This is a genomic window from Algoriphagus ornithinivorans, assembly GCF_900115305.1.
Classification (GTDB): Bacteria; Bacteroidota; Bacteroidia; order Cytophagales; family Cyclobacteriaceae; genus Algoriphagus; species Algoriphagus ornithinivorans.
The window spans coordinates 267630-283684 of sequence record NZ_FOVW01000005.1 but is presented as its reverse complement, the minus strand read 5'-3'; the positions used below and the strand labels follow the sequence as shown (position 1 = coordinate 283684).

General features: G+C 40.8%; 17 protein-coding genes. 4 read left to right on the top strand and 13 right to left on the bottom strand.

The genetic code is table 11. The features are described 5' to 3' along the window. Positions 1–3: 3 nt before the first annotated feature. Positions 4–1272 (bottom strand): serine hydroxymethyltransferase, encoded by a 1269-nt coding sequence (locus BM073_RS09535; protein WP_091653564.1) that lies wholly within the window; start codon positions 1270–1272, stop codon positions 4–6. A 169-nt stretch (positions 1273–1441) separates the two neighbouring features. Between BM073_RS09535 and BM073_RS09530 the strand changes: the two genes are divergently transcribed. Then, entirely contained in the window at positions 1442–1813 is a 372-nt protein-coding gene (locus tag BM073_RS09530; protein ID WP_091653563.1) for a UDP-glucuronosyltransferase, read from the top strand. Positions 1814–2337: 524 nt separating this feature from the next. Here the strand turns inward: BM073_RS09530 and BM073_RS09525 are convergent. Further along, on the bottom strand, positions 2338–2565 hold the full coding sequence (locus BM073_RS09525) for a hypothetical protein (protein ID WP_091653561.1): 228 nt from the start codon (positions 2563–2565) through the stop codon (positions 2338–2340). A gap of 106 nt (positions 2566–2671) precedes the next feature. On the opposite strand from BM073_RS09525, the gene BM073_RS09520 reads away from it, so the two are divergent. Continuing rightward, complete coding sequence (locus BM073_RS09520; protein WP_091653559.1) at positions 2672–3580, top strand: AEC family transporter; 909 nt, start codon at positions 2672–2674, stop codon at positions 3578–3580. Here BM073_RS09520 and BM073_RS09515 read toward each other — a convergent pair. The 11 genes from BM073_RS09515 to BM073_RS09465 form a co-directional block, all read right to left on the bottom strand. Further along, the gene (locus BM073_RS09515) at positions 3572–4378 is read right to left on the bottom strand and encodes an inositol monophosphatase family protein (RefSeq protein ID WP_091653558.1); all 807 of its coding nucleotides are present in this window, start codon (positions 4376–4378) and stop codon (positions 3572–3574) included. The two genes, BM073_RS09520 and BM073_RS09515, sit on opposite strands and share 9 nt — an antisense overlap. 163 nt (positions 4379–4541) lie before the next feature. After that, positions 4542–5279 carry a 16S rRNA (cytidine(1402)-2'-O)-methyltransferase gene (gene rsmI / locus BM073_RS09510; protein WP_091653556.1) on the bottom strand — a complete coding sequence of 246 codons (738 nt, stop codon included), beginning with the start codon at positions 5277–5279 and terminating at the stop codon, positions 4542–4544. After that, positions 5276–5509: a 4a-hydroxytetrahydrobiopterin dehydratase gene (locus tag BM073_RS09505; protein ID WP_091653554.1), complete on the bottom strand. Its 234-nt coding sequence runs from the start codon at positions 5507–5509 to the stop codon at positions 5276–5278. Before BM073_RS09505 ends, rsmI begins: the two co-directional genes overlap by 4 nt. 12 nt (positions 5510–5521) lie before the next feature. Further along, positions 5522–5788, bottom strand: a complete 267-nt coding sequence (locus BM073_RS09500; protein ID WP_091653553.1) for a DUF493 domain-containing protein — start codon at positions 5786–5788, stop codon at positions 5522–5524. A 71-nt stretch (positions 5789–5859) separates the two neighbouring features. Next, positions 5860–7968: a peptidylprolyl isomerase gene (locus tag BM073_RS09495; protein ID WP_091653551.1), complete on the bottom strand. Its 2109-nt coding sequence runs from the start codon at positions 7966–7968 to the stop codon at positions 5860–5862. An 85-nt stretch (positions 7969–8053) separates the two neighbouring features. Next, a complete protein-coding gene (locus BM073_RS09490) occupies positions 8054–9334 on the bottom strand; it encodes a hemolysin family protein (protein ID WP_091653549.1) in 1281 nt (426 codons plus the stop codon). 3 nt (positions 9335–9337) lie between these two features. After that, positions 9338–9544, bottom strand: a complete 207-nt coding sequence (locus tag BM073_RS09485; protein ID WP_091653548.1) for a hypothetical protein — start codon at positions 9542–9544, stop codon at positions 9338–9340. Continuing rightward, entirely contained in the window at positions 9541–10077 is a 537-nt protein-coding gene (gene lptC / locus BM073_RS09480; protein WP_091653546.1) for an LPS export ABC transporter periplasmic protein LptC, read from the bottom strand. Before lptC ends, BM073_RS09485 begins: the two co-directional genes overlap by 4 nt. Before the next feature lie 87 nt (positions 10078–10164). After that, positions 10165–11469 carry a hypothetical protein gene (locus BM073_RS09475; RefSeq protein WP_091653544.1) on the bottom strand — a complete coding sequence of 435 codons (1305 nt, stop codon included), beginning with the start codon at positions 11467–11469 and terminating at the stop codon, positions 10165–10167. 72 nt (positions 11470–11541) lie between these two features. Then, complete coding sequence (locus BM073_RS09470) at positions 11542–12825, bottom strand: beta-barrel assembly machine protein BamG (protein ID WP_091653542.1); 1284 nt, start codon at positions 12823–12825, stop codon at positions 11542–11544. Further along, complete coding sequence (locus BM073_RS09465; protein ID WP_091653541.1) at positions 12815–13528, bottom strand: type III pantothenate kinase; 714 nt, start codon at positions 13526–13528, stop codon at positions 12815–12817. Before BM073_RS09465 ends, BM073_RS09470 begins: the two co-directional genes overlap by 11 nt. A gap of 101 nt (positions 13529–13629) precedes the next feature. On the opposite strand from BM073_RS09465, the gene BM073_RS09460 reads away from it, so the two are divergent. Together BM073_RS09460 and BM073_RS09455 are read left to right on the top strand one after the other, a co-directional pair. Continuing rightward, positions 13630–14703: an anhydro-N-acetylmuramic acid kinase gene (locus BM073_RS09460; protein ID WP_091653539.1), complete on the top strand. Its 1074-nt coding sequence runs from the start codon at positions 13630–13632 to the stop codon at positions 14701–14703. Between the two features lie 74 nt (positions 14704–14777). After that, a complete protein-coding gene (locus BM073_RS09455) occupies positions 14778–16004 on the top strand; it encodes a Glu/Leu/Phe/Val dehydrogenase dimerization domain-containing protein (protein WP_091653538.1) in 1227 nt (408 codons plus the stop codon). The last annotated feature ends 51 nt before the right edge of the window (positions 16005–16055 follow it).

The following is a 16055-nucleotide window of genomic DNA, read 5'->3' as shown; positions in this document are numbered from 1 at the left end:
CTTTTAGTATAATGGAAACTGAATCATCCACTTGTTGACTTCTGCACGGATGCTCTGCAACTCACTTTCATTGTCATGGTTTTGCAAAGCTCGGTCAATCAGCTGAACGATCTTTTTCATATCTTCTTCCTTCAGGCCACGGGTGGTGACTGCGGCAGTTCCTACTCGCATCCCGGAAGTCACAAATGGAGACTTGGTATCGAATGGAACCATGTTTTTATTGATAGTGATATCTACTTTGCCTAGTGTTTCTTCAGCCAGTTTTCCAGTAAGATTCTTATTTCGAAGATCAATTAGCATCAAGTGATTGTCAGTTCCTCCTGAAATCAATTGATATCCAAGACTTACGAACTCTTCTGCCATTACGGCTGCATTTTTCTTCACTTGAAGAATATAAGTCATATATTCATCAGACAAGGCCTCTTCAAATGCAACTGCCTTAGCTGCGATAATATGCTCTAATGGTCCTCCCTGAGTACCTGGGAATACACCCATGTCCAGCAAAGATGACATCTTTTTGATTTCGCCTTTTGGAGTAGTCAATCCCCATGGATTATCAAAGTCTTCTCTCATCAAGATCAAGCCACCTCTAGGACCTCTCAGGGTCTTGTGAGTAGTCGTAGTTACGATATGACAAAACTCCAAAGGATCATTCAACAAACCTCTTGCAATCAATCCTGAGGGATGGGAAATATCCGCCAACAATAATGCACCTACCTGATCAGCAATATCTCTCAAACGCTCATAATCCCAATCTCTAGAGTAGGCAGAAGCTCCGCAAATGATCATTTTTGGTTTTACTTCCAATGCCTTGGCTTCTACCTTATCATAATCAATCACCCCGGTCTCTTCTTCTACTCCATAAAAATGAGGATCGTATAATTTTCCGGAAAAGTTTACTGGAGATCCATGAGTTAGGTGACCACCATGAGATAGGTCAAAGCCCAAGATAGGATCACCGGCTTTCAAACATGCCAAGAATACAGCAGCATTAGCCTGCGCACCGGAATGGGGCTGCACATTGGCCCAAGTTGCACCAAAGAGCTTCTTTGCTCTGTCGATAGCAATTTGCTCGATCTCATCGACCACCTCGCATCCACCATAGTAGCGCTTTTTTGGAAGCCCTTCTGCATATTTATTGGTCAAAACACTGCCTGCGGCCTCCATGACCTGCTTGCTGGTGAAATTTTCCGAAGCAATCAGCTCTATGCCGCGCTTCTGTCTGTCTTCTTCTTGTGCGATGAGGTCAAATACAACCGTATCTCTTTTCATAATCAGGGAATTGAAAGCCTATTAATTGGAAAAACAAGACTGAGCCTGTTTGAAATCAGGATCAAAAATAGCCCGAAAGTCCTTATTATCCAATGTGAAATGGGATTGAAAAAAGCGAAGATCCATAGCTAGTCTATAAATCATGGCTGAAGCTTCGTAAATTCAAATTATGATTGATTTCAAATTCCAGCCATCCACTTACTTTTCAGAGGAGGTTTCCTCTGTTTTGTTGGTCAAACTCCACTATCCGGAGTCCACTTGGGGCGAACAGATCAGTATTTATGCCCACCAGATGGATTTCAAAATCCATTTGGAAGCGGTGGATTTTTATGGAAATGACTATATGCTTTATCCATCAAAAATCGAGGAGCCTTTCAATCTGGAAGATTTAATTTATTTGATAGAAGGCATGCAGGTCAATCAAGATGAATTGGATGGAAAAATGGAGTTGGTATTGGATGGAGTGCCTGAAGCAAGCAGTGCGTTTTATCCAGAGTTGGAAAAATACTTTGAGGAGAAGAGAAGGAGCTTTGGCTTGTAGTTTTGAAGCACCTAAGAGGATGGGGAAGGATATTTAGAAATTTTAGAATTACGATTTACGATTTACGGGCATGAACGGTGAACATTGAACCCTGAACCCTGAACCCTGAACAAAAGCCTACTCAATTTCTCAGTTACCCAATTACACGTTCCAGAAAATATCGAACATCGAATGATGAATGTTGAATTTGGAAGTGAAAGCGGTGATTAGAAATGAGATTTATTCTTCAAGATGCCTAGACGAGCGAATAAATAATAATAGAATTACGATTTACGATTTACGGGCATGAACGGTGAACATTGAACCCTGAACCCTGAACAAAAGCCTACTCAATTTCTCAGTTACCCAATTACACATTCCAGAAAATATCGAATGTTGAATTTCGAATTACGGGTATGAACAATGAACTATGTCTATTTGCCGTAGGCAGAAACTTTGAATAATTGAATTCAATTAAGAGACTCTATTTTCCAGATTAAAAATCCTAGGATATGGATTCAGGATTGCAAATCCCGAATAGCTTCTCAAAAATCCAAGGCGCTGGCTCTTTGGCTGCCTACTTGGTAGCTTTTAAACCAATACTCATAGGTCTCAAAGTCGATACAATCCTTCAATTCAATGCCATTGAAAAGTAATTTCTTTAAGCAACTCACCGGCAACCAAGATTTAATTTTGCGCTCCTGTTCTTTGGAAAGCTGGGATAATTGCACCCATTTCTTGCCGTCAATAAAAATTGGAATAAGTTTGGTCATTGGTTTATGCATGTTTTCGAGACAAAAGTACCTTGATAATCAGACGGCTACAATTATGCCAAATTAATTTTATGTTATTAAAATTCGAGATTCATAACTTGCTGAGATGATTGGGGCAGTAATTTCTTTTCTTTTCTTGATTGCGGGGCTTGTCTTTCAGCGAAAAGCAGGCTTTCCAACTGAAAAAGCCACCTCCTTCGTGAATTCTTATCTGTTCAACTTGGTACTTCCTGCCCTGGCTTTACTTTATATACCCCAAATAAAACCAGGTTGGGACCTATTGATTCCTATTTCAGCGGCCTGGCTAACTTTTCTGCTTTCCTGGTTGCTATTCGGAACCCTTGGAAAGATCTTTCATTGGAGTAAACAAGTGACAGGCTGTTTGGCAATTGTTGCAGGGCTAGCTAACACATCATTCTTAGGATTTCCAGTGGTAGAAGCATTGTATGGCAAGTCAGGACTTCCTATCGCCTTATTGATTGATCAGGGAGGTTCTTTTTTATTGGTTTCGTCCTTGGCTATTGTAATTGGCTCGATCTACAGCCATCAAAGCGGAAGACTTCGAGAAATTCCATTAAAAATCATCAAATTTCCTCCTTTTGGTTTTTTGGTTGGAACCCTAATCATGAGCCTTTTGGGCTGGAAAACCCCAGAGTTCTTAATGCCTTTCCTGACATTGGTAGGCAAAACCATGGCTCCAATGGCTTTATTGGCGATAGGTTTGAGGTTTAGAATTGAAAAAGCTGATTTGACTTCGCAATATTTTTGGTATGGCTTAGCCTATCGATTGGTTTTTGCACCGCTACTGGTTTACCTGATCTACAGCAATTTTATGGATACAGAAGGACTTACCTTCAAAGTAACCGTACTGGAATCGGGGATGGCACCCATGATTACCGGTTCCATTGTAGCTATTAATTACAATTTAGCCCCTAGACTAGCTGCTTTACTTTCCGGTCTGGGGATGATCATCTCCCTTTTTAGCCTGACCATCTGGTACTTCTTTTTAGGCTGACCAGATTCTATCCAGTTCTTCAAAAAACTCCTGGTGAATCGATTTATTGGTTGCTAAAATTTCTCTTCCGAAAATATAGTTTTTACCTCCGGAAAAATCCGTCACTTTACCCCCAGCTTCCTGTACAATAAGTGCTCCTGCAGCCACATCATAAGAGTTGAGATTGTATTCAAAGAACCCTTCTATTCTACCCGCTGCAACATAGGCTAAATCAACCGCCGCTGAGCCAAAGCGTCTCAAACCATGAGTAGACTGCATAAGACTTTTCAATGTCGCCAAATAGCGGTCTATCAATTCAAAATTATAATAGGGGAAGCCGGTTGCAATGAGGGAAGCCGCCAGATTTGGAGCTTTACTCACACGAATCGGGGTATCATTGCAAAATGCTCCTCCTCCCTTGATGGCATAAAAGCATTCGTGCATATTGATTTCATACACTACTCCAAGAATCACTTCCTCTTTTTCCATCAAAGCAATGCTTACGGAAAATACAGGCAAGCCGTGAATAAAATTCGTAGTCCCATCCAAAGGGTCAATCACCCAGTTGTATACTTCAGCCCGGGTGGTATTCGTACCTTCTTCAGTGATAAAACCTGCATCAGGGAAAATGACCGAAAGTTGCTCTACGATCTGACGTTCGGCTTCTTTGTCTACATAAGAAACCAAATCATTGAAGCCTTTATGTTCTACATTTTTTACATCAAAATGCTGACGTTCCTTGCGGATAAAGGCGCCAACAGATTTGGCAATATTTTGTGTTTGATCTAAGAGTTTTGAAAGTTCGGCTGAATTAAGCATCGATGAAAAGTGGGGATTTACTTAATAATGGATGGATAGGGTGAAAATGTTTTAATGAGAGAATCAGCTTGCAAGATTAAAGCCATTTTAGCTTGAAGCCTTCGGAAACTAAGATATAGAATTTAGTTGAAGCTTTTTCAGATTTCAAACTTAAAAATCAGCTTTATTCTTCTTTTCCATATTTGGCTTTCCTCTTGTCCTCTCTGCTTTCTTTCTTTTCTGCTTTTCCCTCCACAGTGAGTACAATTTCTCCTTTCAAGGGATTATTTTCATAATAATCAATCAACTCGACCAAGGTTCCTCTGACGTTCTCTTCATGAAGCTTTGATATTTCCCTGGAAACACAAGCCTGCCTTTCTTCTCCCAAAGCTTCTGCAAGCTGAGCCAAGGTTTTCAACAAGCGATGAGGAGACTCATAAAAAATCATGGTTCTGGATTCTTCAGTCAATGCATCAATTCTGGTCTTTCTTCCTTTTTTATGAGGTAAAAAGCCTTCGAAAACAAAGCGATCATTGGGCAAACCAGAATTTACCAAAGCAGGAACAAAAGCTGTTGGACCTGGAAGACATTGAACCTCCAAACCAGCCGCAATAACCTCTCTAACGAGCAAAAAACCAGGATCAGATATTGCTGGTGTGCCTGCATCAGAAACCAGTGCGAATACCTCTCCTTTTTTCATTCTTTCCACCAGCTTTTCAACTGCTTTATGCTCATTGAAAATATGGTAAGATTGTAAATTATTGGTGATTTCCAGGTGTTTGAGAAGCATCCCCGTAGTTCGGGTATCTTCTGCCAATATTACATTGACAGTCTGAAGTGTTTCCAGTGCCCGCAAAGTTATATCCTTGAGATTGCCGATTGGTACAGGAACCAAAAATAAGCTGACCTGCTGCTCTGTCATACACCCAACTCGTCGATGGCTTTTGCTAGTTTACGGTCTTTCTCAGTCACGGTATTTCCGGCATCATGGGTAGTCAATTCAATCTCCACTGTATTGTAGACATTGCTCCAATTAGGATGATGCTGCTGCGCCTCAGCTAAAAATGCCACTCGGGTCATAAAAGCAAAAGCCTCCTGAAAATCCTGAAATTTGAATGTTCTTTTGAGTTTGTTGTCTTCTTCTTTCCACATAGTTTTTAAAAGTTAGAGTGAAATCACACCTTCAATGGTAGAAGCTTTTTCATAATATTCAATGACCTCGTCGGCACTTTCTACCATCACCTGTATCGTGGTGCTGACATACTTGCCTCCAGAGCTTGGCTTCAGGGTCATTTCATTTTTAGGAAAAATTGCTCCAACCTCATGCTCCCTTCCATAGGGAACAATGAATTTAAACATATACAACATTGGAAACTGTCCGTTAGCTTCCAGTTTTTCCTTGAAGGTCTCTTTGTTAAATTTCTTTTGCATTCGTAAGCTCTCCTGTAAAATGGATTACAAACAAAGAACCCATGCTTTGCGGCATGGGTTCCAATTTTTTCTTAGAAGAATTTATATCGATAATCCTTCACATTGGCCAGATCCTGTAAAGCCATCATGACTTGATAGGAAGTTCTCTGGGCTGCATTCTGTGTAAGAGATGCCTGATAGGATGTATAGTCACCGATCTCGGCTGCAGGAGTAAGATTATTCAATCTACCTACAATGACACCAACGTCTTCAGAAATAGGTTGCGTGATCTTACCTTCAGAAATTCCGAAAATAGCACCCACTGCTTTTGGAGCGAATCCGATACCTGGGATTACCGAGGAGCTTAATTTCAGATCTGGAACCTCATTCAAAGAAGCTGCCTGAGGATAAACTGCCTTCATTTCTTCCAAAGTAGCTTTACCATCTAAAGCCTTTTTGATGATTTCAGCTTTCTTCTCATTCATTACTTGGCCTTTCACTTGCTCTCTAACATCTTCTAGCTTCGCTTCTCCTTCTTCTTTTTTACTAACCAAAGAAGTAACGATGTAAGCATTATCCAATTCAAATACAGGAGATACTTCACCTTGAGAAGCTTCAGCAAATGCCCAACGGATAATCTCTCTGGCGTTTTGGAGATTATTCAAGTTTCTGGCACCTGCATCTACATTGTTTGCCTGAAGGATTCTGTATCCTTTGTCAGTAGCATTTTCTGTAAACTCATTTCTATTGCCGGATTCAGCAGCGAAAGCATCAGCATTTCTGAATGCCTCGTTTCTTGTAGCATCAGAAGCAATTAGCTCCAATTGCAATACAGCTATTTTAGTATACTCGCTTTTTGGAAGAGAAGTCACATCGATGATGTGGTATCCGTATTCAGTTTCTACCAAGTTTGGAATCAAACCTGTAGAACTTCTCGCATAAGTAGCATTTGAGAAAGCTTCTACAAACTCATCCTTAGCAAACCAACCTAGGTCGCCACCATTTTGGGCGGTACCATCCTGACCGTATTGACGGGCAGCCAACGCAAAATCACCACCGTTTTTCAATTCAGCCAAAACTTCTTCAGCCTGAATTTTAACCTGAGCTCTTGCAGCTTCGTCCATTCCTTCTGTGCTGAATAGGATATGAGAAGCGCTCATTCTTGGAGTACCATTGTACTTATCAGAAACTTTGAAGGAAATATAGGTAGAGCTTGATGTAACAAAAGGTCCATAAGTTTCGCCTTCTACCATTTCGTCTACATTACTAGTTAATTCCGCAGGGAATTCATCACCAGGTCTGAAAGTATAGAATGCTGGTCTGAAGTCAGAGTTTCTGTTAACGAATACAGAATCGTTCTCAGCTGTTCTCAATTGCTCAGTTAACTGGTTAATTCTGGAGATAACCTCAGCTGAATCTTCTTTGCTTGGTCTAATACTAAAACTTACATACTCCAAGTTGGCAGAATTTCCGGTTTTGAATTTAGCCTGATTCTTTTTCAAGTAGGCCTGTAATTCAGCATCAGAAATTTTCACTGAAGAATCAGACACCGCATAGTAAGGCACAAACAAGATGGATGCATCTGCGATGGTATTGGCAGACTTGTATTCCAATTTTGCTTCAGCAGAAGTAGCATACTCGGAAGTAGCCAAAAGATTATCATACTTGATTCTTAGTCTGGAATCAGCGAACAACTGCTCTTGCTGAGCCCAAAAAGCTTGCTGAGCTGGATCTGCTGTTTCTAAAGATTGTAAAAACTGAATCAACTGGCTTTTGTCAAACTGTCCAGTTTGAGGATTCACCAATTGCTGTCGGAGTTCAGGAACGATATTTTTTCCCTGTACCATATCCACCAATTCAGCAGGGGAGATAGTTAATCCCAATTTTTCGTATTCTTCTTTGAATACTTTATCGACAATCATTGCTTGCCATGCCTGCTCTCTGACAGTAAACATTTCTACTTCAGATGGAGCTCGCCCGGTACGCTGTTGAAAAGCGATTCGAAATTCTTCCACCTTGGCCACGTATTCTTCATACGTGATTTCTTCTCCTGCAATTTCCCCAACGATATTTTGGTTGGAATTGAGAAGAGAGGAATTAGGACTCAAAAGATCACCCCCTAGGAGGAATAAAATCAACCCGCCGGCAATAACACCGATCGCGAGACCTGTCCGCTGTCTTATTTGTTTAATTAACGCCATTATTGTTACTACGCTTTTTTAGAAGTGTCGCAAAATAATAGCATTAGTAACGAAATTCAAAATATATTCTGAATCAAACCCTTACCTAAAAAATCGTTGGGCCGTTGATTTTGAGCCTAACTGAGTCAATTCTATGATCTTGTCTCGAAACTACAGTGAAGGTATATGCCTCTATTGTCACAGACTCCCCTTTTTTGGGAAGATTTTCGGTATGAGAAAGAATTAATCCCGAAATTGTTTCAAAATCTCCTATCGGTAAATCCCAATCATATTTATCATTTAAATAATCAATTTCATGACGGGCACTGAGTAAATATTCCTGATCTCCGATTTTTTGCTCGATCAGATCATCACTGTCATACTCATCTTCTATCTCTCCAAAAATCTCTTCGATGATATCTTCCATCGATACGATTCCGCTAGTACCTCCAAATTCATCCACCACCAAAGCCAAACTTTTCCTTTCCTGAATAAACTGAATCAGCAACTCATTGGCGAGAGCGGATTCCGGTGCAATGATAATCGGTGTAAGAATCTCTTCAATCGTCTTAGGCTTTTTGAAAAGCTCCAATTGATGGCAATATCCGATTACATCATCGATCGTTTCCCTGTATACAATGATTTTTGAATGCCCGCTTTCAGCAAACACTTCTTTCAAATCTTCAATGCTGTCTTCCACCTCCACAGAAACAATATCTGTTCGAGGAATCATACATTCCCGAACTCTGACAGTTTTGAATTCTACTGCATTGTCGAAGATTTTGGTATCTATTTCAGCTTTTCCCTCAGACTTGGTCTGATTCATATGGTTTTGGATAAAGCTGTTCAAGTCCGTCACTGTAAAAACCGGTCTGTCTTCACTATACTCCAATCGTAAGATTTTGGTAATGAAAAATCTGGATAGCCCTACAACAGCCCAAACAACCGGATACATGAGGTAATAGATGCCTAGAAAGGGAATGGCAAAAATGCTCAACATATTGTTGGGGTTGAGCATAAAAAGGCTTTTAGGAAGAAATTCGGCTGTAATCAGCACGATAATAGTGGAAATCAAGGTTTGCAATAGCAACACCACCACCTCATTGTTGAGCCCAGGAGGCAAACAAGCATCCAAAGGATACTCCAGCAGATAGGCCATGAAAATACCATAAAGCACCAAGGATATCGTGTTTCCCATCAAAGTAGTACCGATAAACTGCCCTGGTCTTTTGATGAAGCTACTCAATACTTTTCCGCTAAGTGCACCCTGCTTGCTTTGCAATTCTATCTGAAGCTTATTGGCAGAGATATAAGCGATTTCTATTCCTGAAAAAAATGCAGAAAAAAGGAGAGTAATAATGACATAAATGAGATAAGTAGTCTCCATAAATTAACGCTTGCGCTTTTTAACTGGCTTTGAGTTATTTTTTTCTGCTTCCTCCCGCTTGGTTCTTCTATACTGAAACCAAAAAAGTAAAGCTACTGCGAACATAAAGATAGCATAGGAAAACCCTATTCCCACCGTCATGGTCTGATGAATACCTATGATTATCAAGGCCAAAGAAAGGGATAAAATCAATACATCGCCTAGTTTCATATTTCTTCTCCCGGTAATATGGTCCTACTGTCTCTCACGTTTTTCAATGTGTAATTGGTAAAGCTTTCATCTGCTTCCATTCCTGTTCCATTAAAAAGGGTTTGCTTGTCCCGAATGGTCACAAACTTATCTGTGAAGATTTTTTTCTTGTTTGGATCCCAGTACAATTCCTCACTTTGTAAATGCTGATCTTCTATAGAATTATCCACCTGCACATTTCCTTCACCTCTATACAGGTTTTTTTCTTTGTCAAAATAACCCCTATCCGCTCTCAATGTTGTTTCTAAAGTCCCGTCTCTTTCAAAAAATTCAATCAAAATCCCATCTGGAAACTCCATATTCCCATTGAGGTATTCGAGTTGTTTGGCGGCTGTAATCTCTGATCTAACGATAGCTGAGTCAGAATGTACCACATGGATATTGGTGGCAATATTCATTGGACCTTCATACACCTGCAATGCGGCTGAATCCACATCTTCTCGACAGGAGAGCAGAGATATTGCTAAAAAAAGCAAGAGAAGTAATTTCCTCATGACGCAAAGATAAAAGATATTTTTAGCAGATATGGAAAACAAAAAAAGGCAGCCCGAAGACTGCCTTTTATACTTATTTATTTTGAATTAGTCTCTTGTAGCCAAGGTAACAGTTTCACCAATCCAGCATCCTGTATTGATAGTACCACCTACTTGAAGACCTTCAGTAAAGATTTCCTCTTTGGAAGGGAACTGAGCTCTAGCCTGCGCCATACCCTGAGAGTCACCTGCTCTTTGGTATGCATTGTAAGCAGCCATGTAGATAGATCTATCTTTAACTCTTGATACACCACCTCTACAGTCGTTGAAAGAGTTCATATACAATCCGCCAATCAAAGAGTAAGCATCTTTAGTTTTGCTTTCGTCAAGGTTAGCAGCTTCTTTAGCAGCATTTCTAGCAGCAGACTTTCTTCCTAGGTTGGCATGAACTTTCGCCAATTCCATTTGGATTTCAGCTTTCTGAACATTGTTTTCAGCTAAAGTCAAAGCTTTTTCCAATACTGGCTGAGCTTTCTCATAATTCTGCTCCTGCATATATCTCATCGCTCTTACCTGAGAAGTAGCGTAAGTTGGATTTTTAGAGTCAATCAATTCCAAAGCAGTCAAGAATGCATTTGAAGAGAAACACTTATACTGAACAGAATATTTGAAGATTTGCTGTGCCAATTGCTCATTGGTAGGATCAGCCTTCAACTTAGGACCCATGGTGTTTTCGATGAAATTACAATCGATCAATTCCATAGCTACCAAGATAGACTCAGCTGTACTTCTAGCATTGGATACATCCTTTCCGTTAGCTTCAGCTTTATTTAAGTATTCTTGAATTTTATCGTACTTGGCCAAAACCTGCTCAGGCTTATATGCTTGATTGTAGGCATTATGTCTGTAAACCGCATCGAAGTAAGCAGCATATAGAGTTGGGATGGATAATTCACCATTGATCTCCATTGCTCTTTCGAAATCAGCAACTACATCGCCTAATTTCTCTTTAGTGCCTTTGAAGTAGCCATATCCGTAGTACGCTTTATTTTCAATCCATTTAGTAGCATTGTTATAAAGCTCATCTCTTTTATCATAGATCAGCATTACTGAGTCCTGATAAGCTCTTTTCTTGGCAGGATCGGTAACTGCATCAGCTGCTCCATCATAAACTTTAGTACCATTGATATAGATGGACTCATTTAATTCAGGAACATTTACTAATAGCCAGTGGAGAGGTTTGGTAGCTTCCACAAACTGATCCGCTTTCATGTAGTCTACATAAGCAGCGTTCAATTCTCTAGCTTTAGCTTCTTTAGCTTCGTCGGATGGCCAATTCCATCCGTCCTGGGCTTGCACCATTCCGGCGAGAAGCAAGGCGGATAGCCCCAGAAGGGTTGATTTAATTTTCATGGTTTTGACTTGTTTAATTCGGTTTAATTGCTCTTCTCTTTCTATGCAGTCCTTAAAACTGCCTTCAGATATTTACTCAAATACTCTTTTGTAGAACCAAGTGTTATCGTTAAGAGAGAAGCCTAAGGTGAAGTTCACGTAGTTTTCTCTGATCAATCCTGCGGAGGTAGTCCCTCTTTGTCCCACCTTTACCGCAAGGTTCATTAACGACAATTGGTTAACAGGAATTGAAGCTCCAAAGTTAATGCCAAGGTCATTAATGGTGGTCTGGTTGATATAGTATGGAGTCTGTAAAAACTCCAAACCTACCCTATAAGTACCTCTTTTCAGATTGTTATCAACCGACATAAAATCGGGAACAATCTGGAATCCCAAGCCCAATTTAATAGCCTCTCTTAGCTCCAAAGGATCCCCCAGAAAGTTTCTGAAATCAGAGAAATTCTGGTACTGTCCTTCCAATCCAATCACGTATTTATTGGCTCTCTCGTAACTTACCCCAAATCCGTAACGACTTGGTATATAGATACTTCCTTTTTCGTTATCCAATATCAGGTCTCCTTCTGAATCGGGGTCGCTAGCTTCGCCAAATGCAGCGAGTTTGGCAAAGGCATTTCCATTAACGTCCCCTAGACCCTGATAAATGGCACCCACATGAAGGTTACTTTTCTCACCTACTTTGAAATAGTAGTGAGTACCAAATTTGAGGGCAACATCGCTAATTGTTAATCTTTCATAATATTCCGAAGTGCTTCCTACCTGCGTGCCATTTTCATTAAAAAGAGTCAATTGATTCTTTCTGATGGTAGAGCCAAATAGGTAAGATCCATGAACTCCGATGCTCAGATTTTTGGCTAATAAATAACCCGCACTGATGTATGCTTCAGAGATTCCTCCGTCACCGTTAATATTATTAACTGCCTCAATCTCTGCATTGTTAACCATACTGGAGATTTGCAGATCATAATTTACCGAGGTAACCTGATTCAGACCCATTCCCATGGTTAGTTTTCCTGGCTTGAAAGGCAAGGAAAGCGCGATATAGGAAAGTCCTCCACCGTCCACATCGGAAGATTGAGACCCATTGGAAGCATTGATTCTTCTGTAATTCAGGGAAGTCTGAAAATTAAAAATAGTGTTTCTGGTTTGTAGGGCAGGATTGACTACGTTGGCGTTCCAGCCCGTGCCAAAACTGATTCCTAATCCTCCCATTCCTTGGTTTTGTGTAAGTCCGGAATAATTAAATTCCCCGATTCCAAGGGCAGAATAAGTGGAGGCACTAGACTGTGCCTGAGCTTCAGAAAAGAGGATGAAGGTGCAGCAAACACCCAATAGATGCCATTTGATTTTACTCAACATTGTGGTTTAGAATGCAATTCAATCCATACAGGACCAAATTTGGGACTACAAATATGTGGTCTTTTGCCAATGATTCAAAAGATTGTGCATCTCCACCGCAAACAAAGACCTTAATTTCAGGAAATTCGGCCCTAAAAGCCTGAATTTGACCTATGATTTCGTAATAAATGCCATACCATACCCCCACTTGCATACAAGTTTGGGTAGAATCTCCGACCGGAGCCTCCGGTTTTTTACCTACTTCTACCAAAGGAAGGCGGGCCGTAAACTGATTCATGGCCTTGGCTCGCATAGCCAAGCCGGGACTGATCGCTCCACCTTTGTAGGTATCAGACACAATCAATTCGAAAGTCATACAGCTTCCCAAATCGATTACCAAAGCTGAATTCTGTCCGGCTTTTTTCCAGCCCCCGATCGCAGCAGCGATTCTATCCAAACCTAAAGTCTGTGGAGAACCGTATCCATTATGTATGGGAAGATTGGTTTCTCTTGTCAAAAAAAGAAAATCAAAATCCAAAGCGGATTTCAATTCTTCCTCTGACCATTTGACTGAGGAAATAACACACTCGTCGAAGCTCAGTTCAGACCAGGCTTTTTGGGCAAAGTCCAGATTCTCAAAAGCCCTTTCCCAGGTGATTTCACCTTTTTCAAAAAGCGCTGATTTAACCCGGGTATTCCCTATGTCGACTACGAGGTTTGGCATATGATAAATTATGACTGCAAATTAGCTATTTAAAAAAAGACGACTTTTTCCAGTATCTAAAATTATCTTTGAATCGTCCCTGACTTAACAAACATTAACCCATGAACCCAAAGAGCTTCCAACTAATAGGCTTGATGTCCGGTACTTCCGGAGATGGATTAGACCTTGCCTACTGCGAATACAAAAAGAGTGATAACTGGACTTTCGAAATTTTGGAAGCTTTGACTATTCCATTTCCTGAAAACTTGGGACATCAATTATCCAAATCACACCTATTAACAGCGAATGAACTGGCGGTTTTAGATGTGGCTTTTGGAAAATGGATGGGGGAACAAGTAGCCGCTTTTTGCAAAGAACGAGAAATCACTCCTTTTGCTTTATGCTCACATGGGCATACTGTATTCCATCAGCCAAACCTTGGACTGAGCTTGCAAATTGGCAATGGATGGGCCCTTCACCAAGCTTCAGGATTGACAGTGGTCAATGATTTCAGGATGCTAGATATACAATTAGGGGGTCAGGGAGCTCCATTAGTACCTATAGGTGATGAATTACTTTTCCCTCAAATGGACTTCTGCATCAATCTGGGTGGAATTTCCAATATCAGTATGAAGCAAAATGAGCAAAGAGTAGCTTTTGACATGAGCCCTTTCAATATTTTGTTAAATCCTATTGCCCACATTTTGGGAGGGCCTTATGATGAGGGCGGTCAATGGGCATCTGAGGGTAAGGTATCAAACACACTTCTCGATAAGCTGAATAAATTGCCCTTTTACTCCAAAAAAGGAGCAAAATCCTTGGGAAGGGAAGATATGGAGCAGGATTTTGAACCACTAATCAAAAATTCAGGCTTAGCCCCAAAGGACCTATTAGCCACTTTGATTGAGCACTACGCTCTGCAAATCAGCCAAGTAATAAGAGATTATTCCCAGGTAGAAAATCCACAGGTTTTGATTACAGGTGGAGGAGCCTATAACAGCTATTTTATCCAGAGATTAGACGCTCATTTAGAGGGACAATGGAATCATTTTCAAGCTTCATCTGAATTGATTGAATTCAAAGAAGCCTTGATTTTTGGTTTTCTGGGACTCCTTAGATTGCTGGGAGAGGAAAATTGCCTCAGCTCTGTCACAGGAGCTAGGAGAAATTCCTCTGGAGGAGTGATTTATAGCTAACCCTCCATACAATCTACTCTAGGAGGCGCTGGATATTTTTCTATTTTTGCGCTGCGAAGTAAACCCAAATAAACATGCAGGAATTATTAAAGAAGTTTGAAAATAAAAAACCCGAAATCATTTTCGAGTGGTCAGACTCTGAGTCTGAAGCGGAAGGTTGGGTAGTCATCAACTCCCTGAGAGGGGGAGCTGCCGGAGGAGGAACCCGAATGCGAAAAGGCTTGGATAAAAGAGAGGTAGAATCACTTGCCAAGACTATGGAAGTGAAATTCACTGTGTCAGGTCCAGCCATCGGAGGAGCAAAGTCCGGAATTAATTTCGACCCTAAGGACCCAAGAAAGGATGAGGTATTGAGAAGATGGTACAAGGCCGTCACTCCATTACTGAAAAACTACTACGGAACCGGCGGGGACTTGAATGTGGATGAAATTCACGAAGTAATACCAATTACTGAGTCTTTTGGAATCTGGCATCCACAGGAAGGTGTGGTCAATGGGCATTTTCTTGCTACCGAGCCTGAAAAAATCAGAAAAATCGGTCAGTTAAGACAAGGTGTTTCCAAGGTTTTAGAAGATCCTCATTTCACTCCAAACGGTCCCAAAAAATACACGGTAGCCGATATGATTACTGGGTACGGAGTGGCAGAGGCAGTGCGTCATTATTATAAAATTTGGGGCGGAAACCTCAAAGGAAAGCGTGCAGTCATCCAGGGCTGGGGCAATGTAGGAGCCGCTGCAGCATGTTTTCTGGCAGTAGAGGGAGTTAAGATAGTCGGCATTATTGACCGTGATGGCGGTTTGATCAAAAAAGAAGGATTCTCTCTTGATGAAGTAAGAGAGTTATTTATAACCAGAAATGGCAATCAGTTAGTCGCTGACCAATTGATTCCTTTTGATATTATCAATGAAGAGATTTGGGATCTGGAAAGTGAAATCTTCATCCCTGCCGCGGCTTCGAGATTGATTACCAAAGAACAATCAGAACGAATGATCAAAGCAGGATTAGAAGTGATTTCCTGCGGAGCCAATGTACCTTTTGCAGACCCGGAGATTTTCTTCGGACCTATTGGTGCATGGACAGATCAGCAAGTTTCCGTGATTCCGGATTTCATCGCGAATTGTGGTATGGCAAGGGTATTTGCTTACCTCATGAGTGATCAAGCAGAAGTAACCGATCAGGCAATTTTCAAAGATGTAAGCAAGACTATTGAAAAAGCCTTGAAAAAGACTTTTGCGGAAAATCCGGGAAAAACTAAACTGGCTGAAAGCTCCTTTAAAATAGCTTTGGGTCAACTCGTGTAAAACCATTCTTTAGCTTTGCCCAGTTGGAGTTAATTTTTGATTAAATCCGCT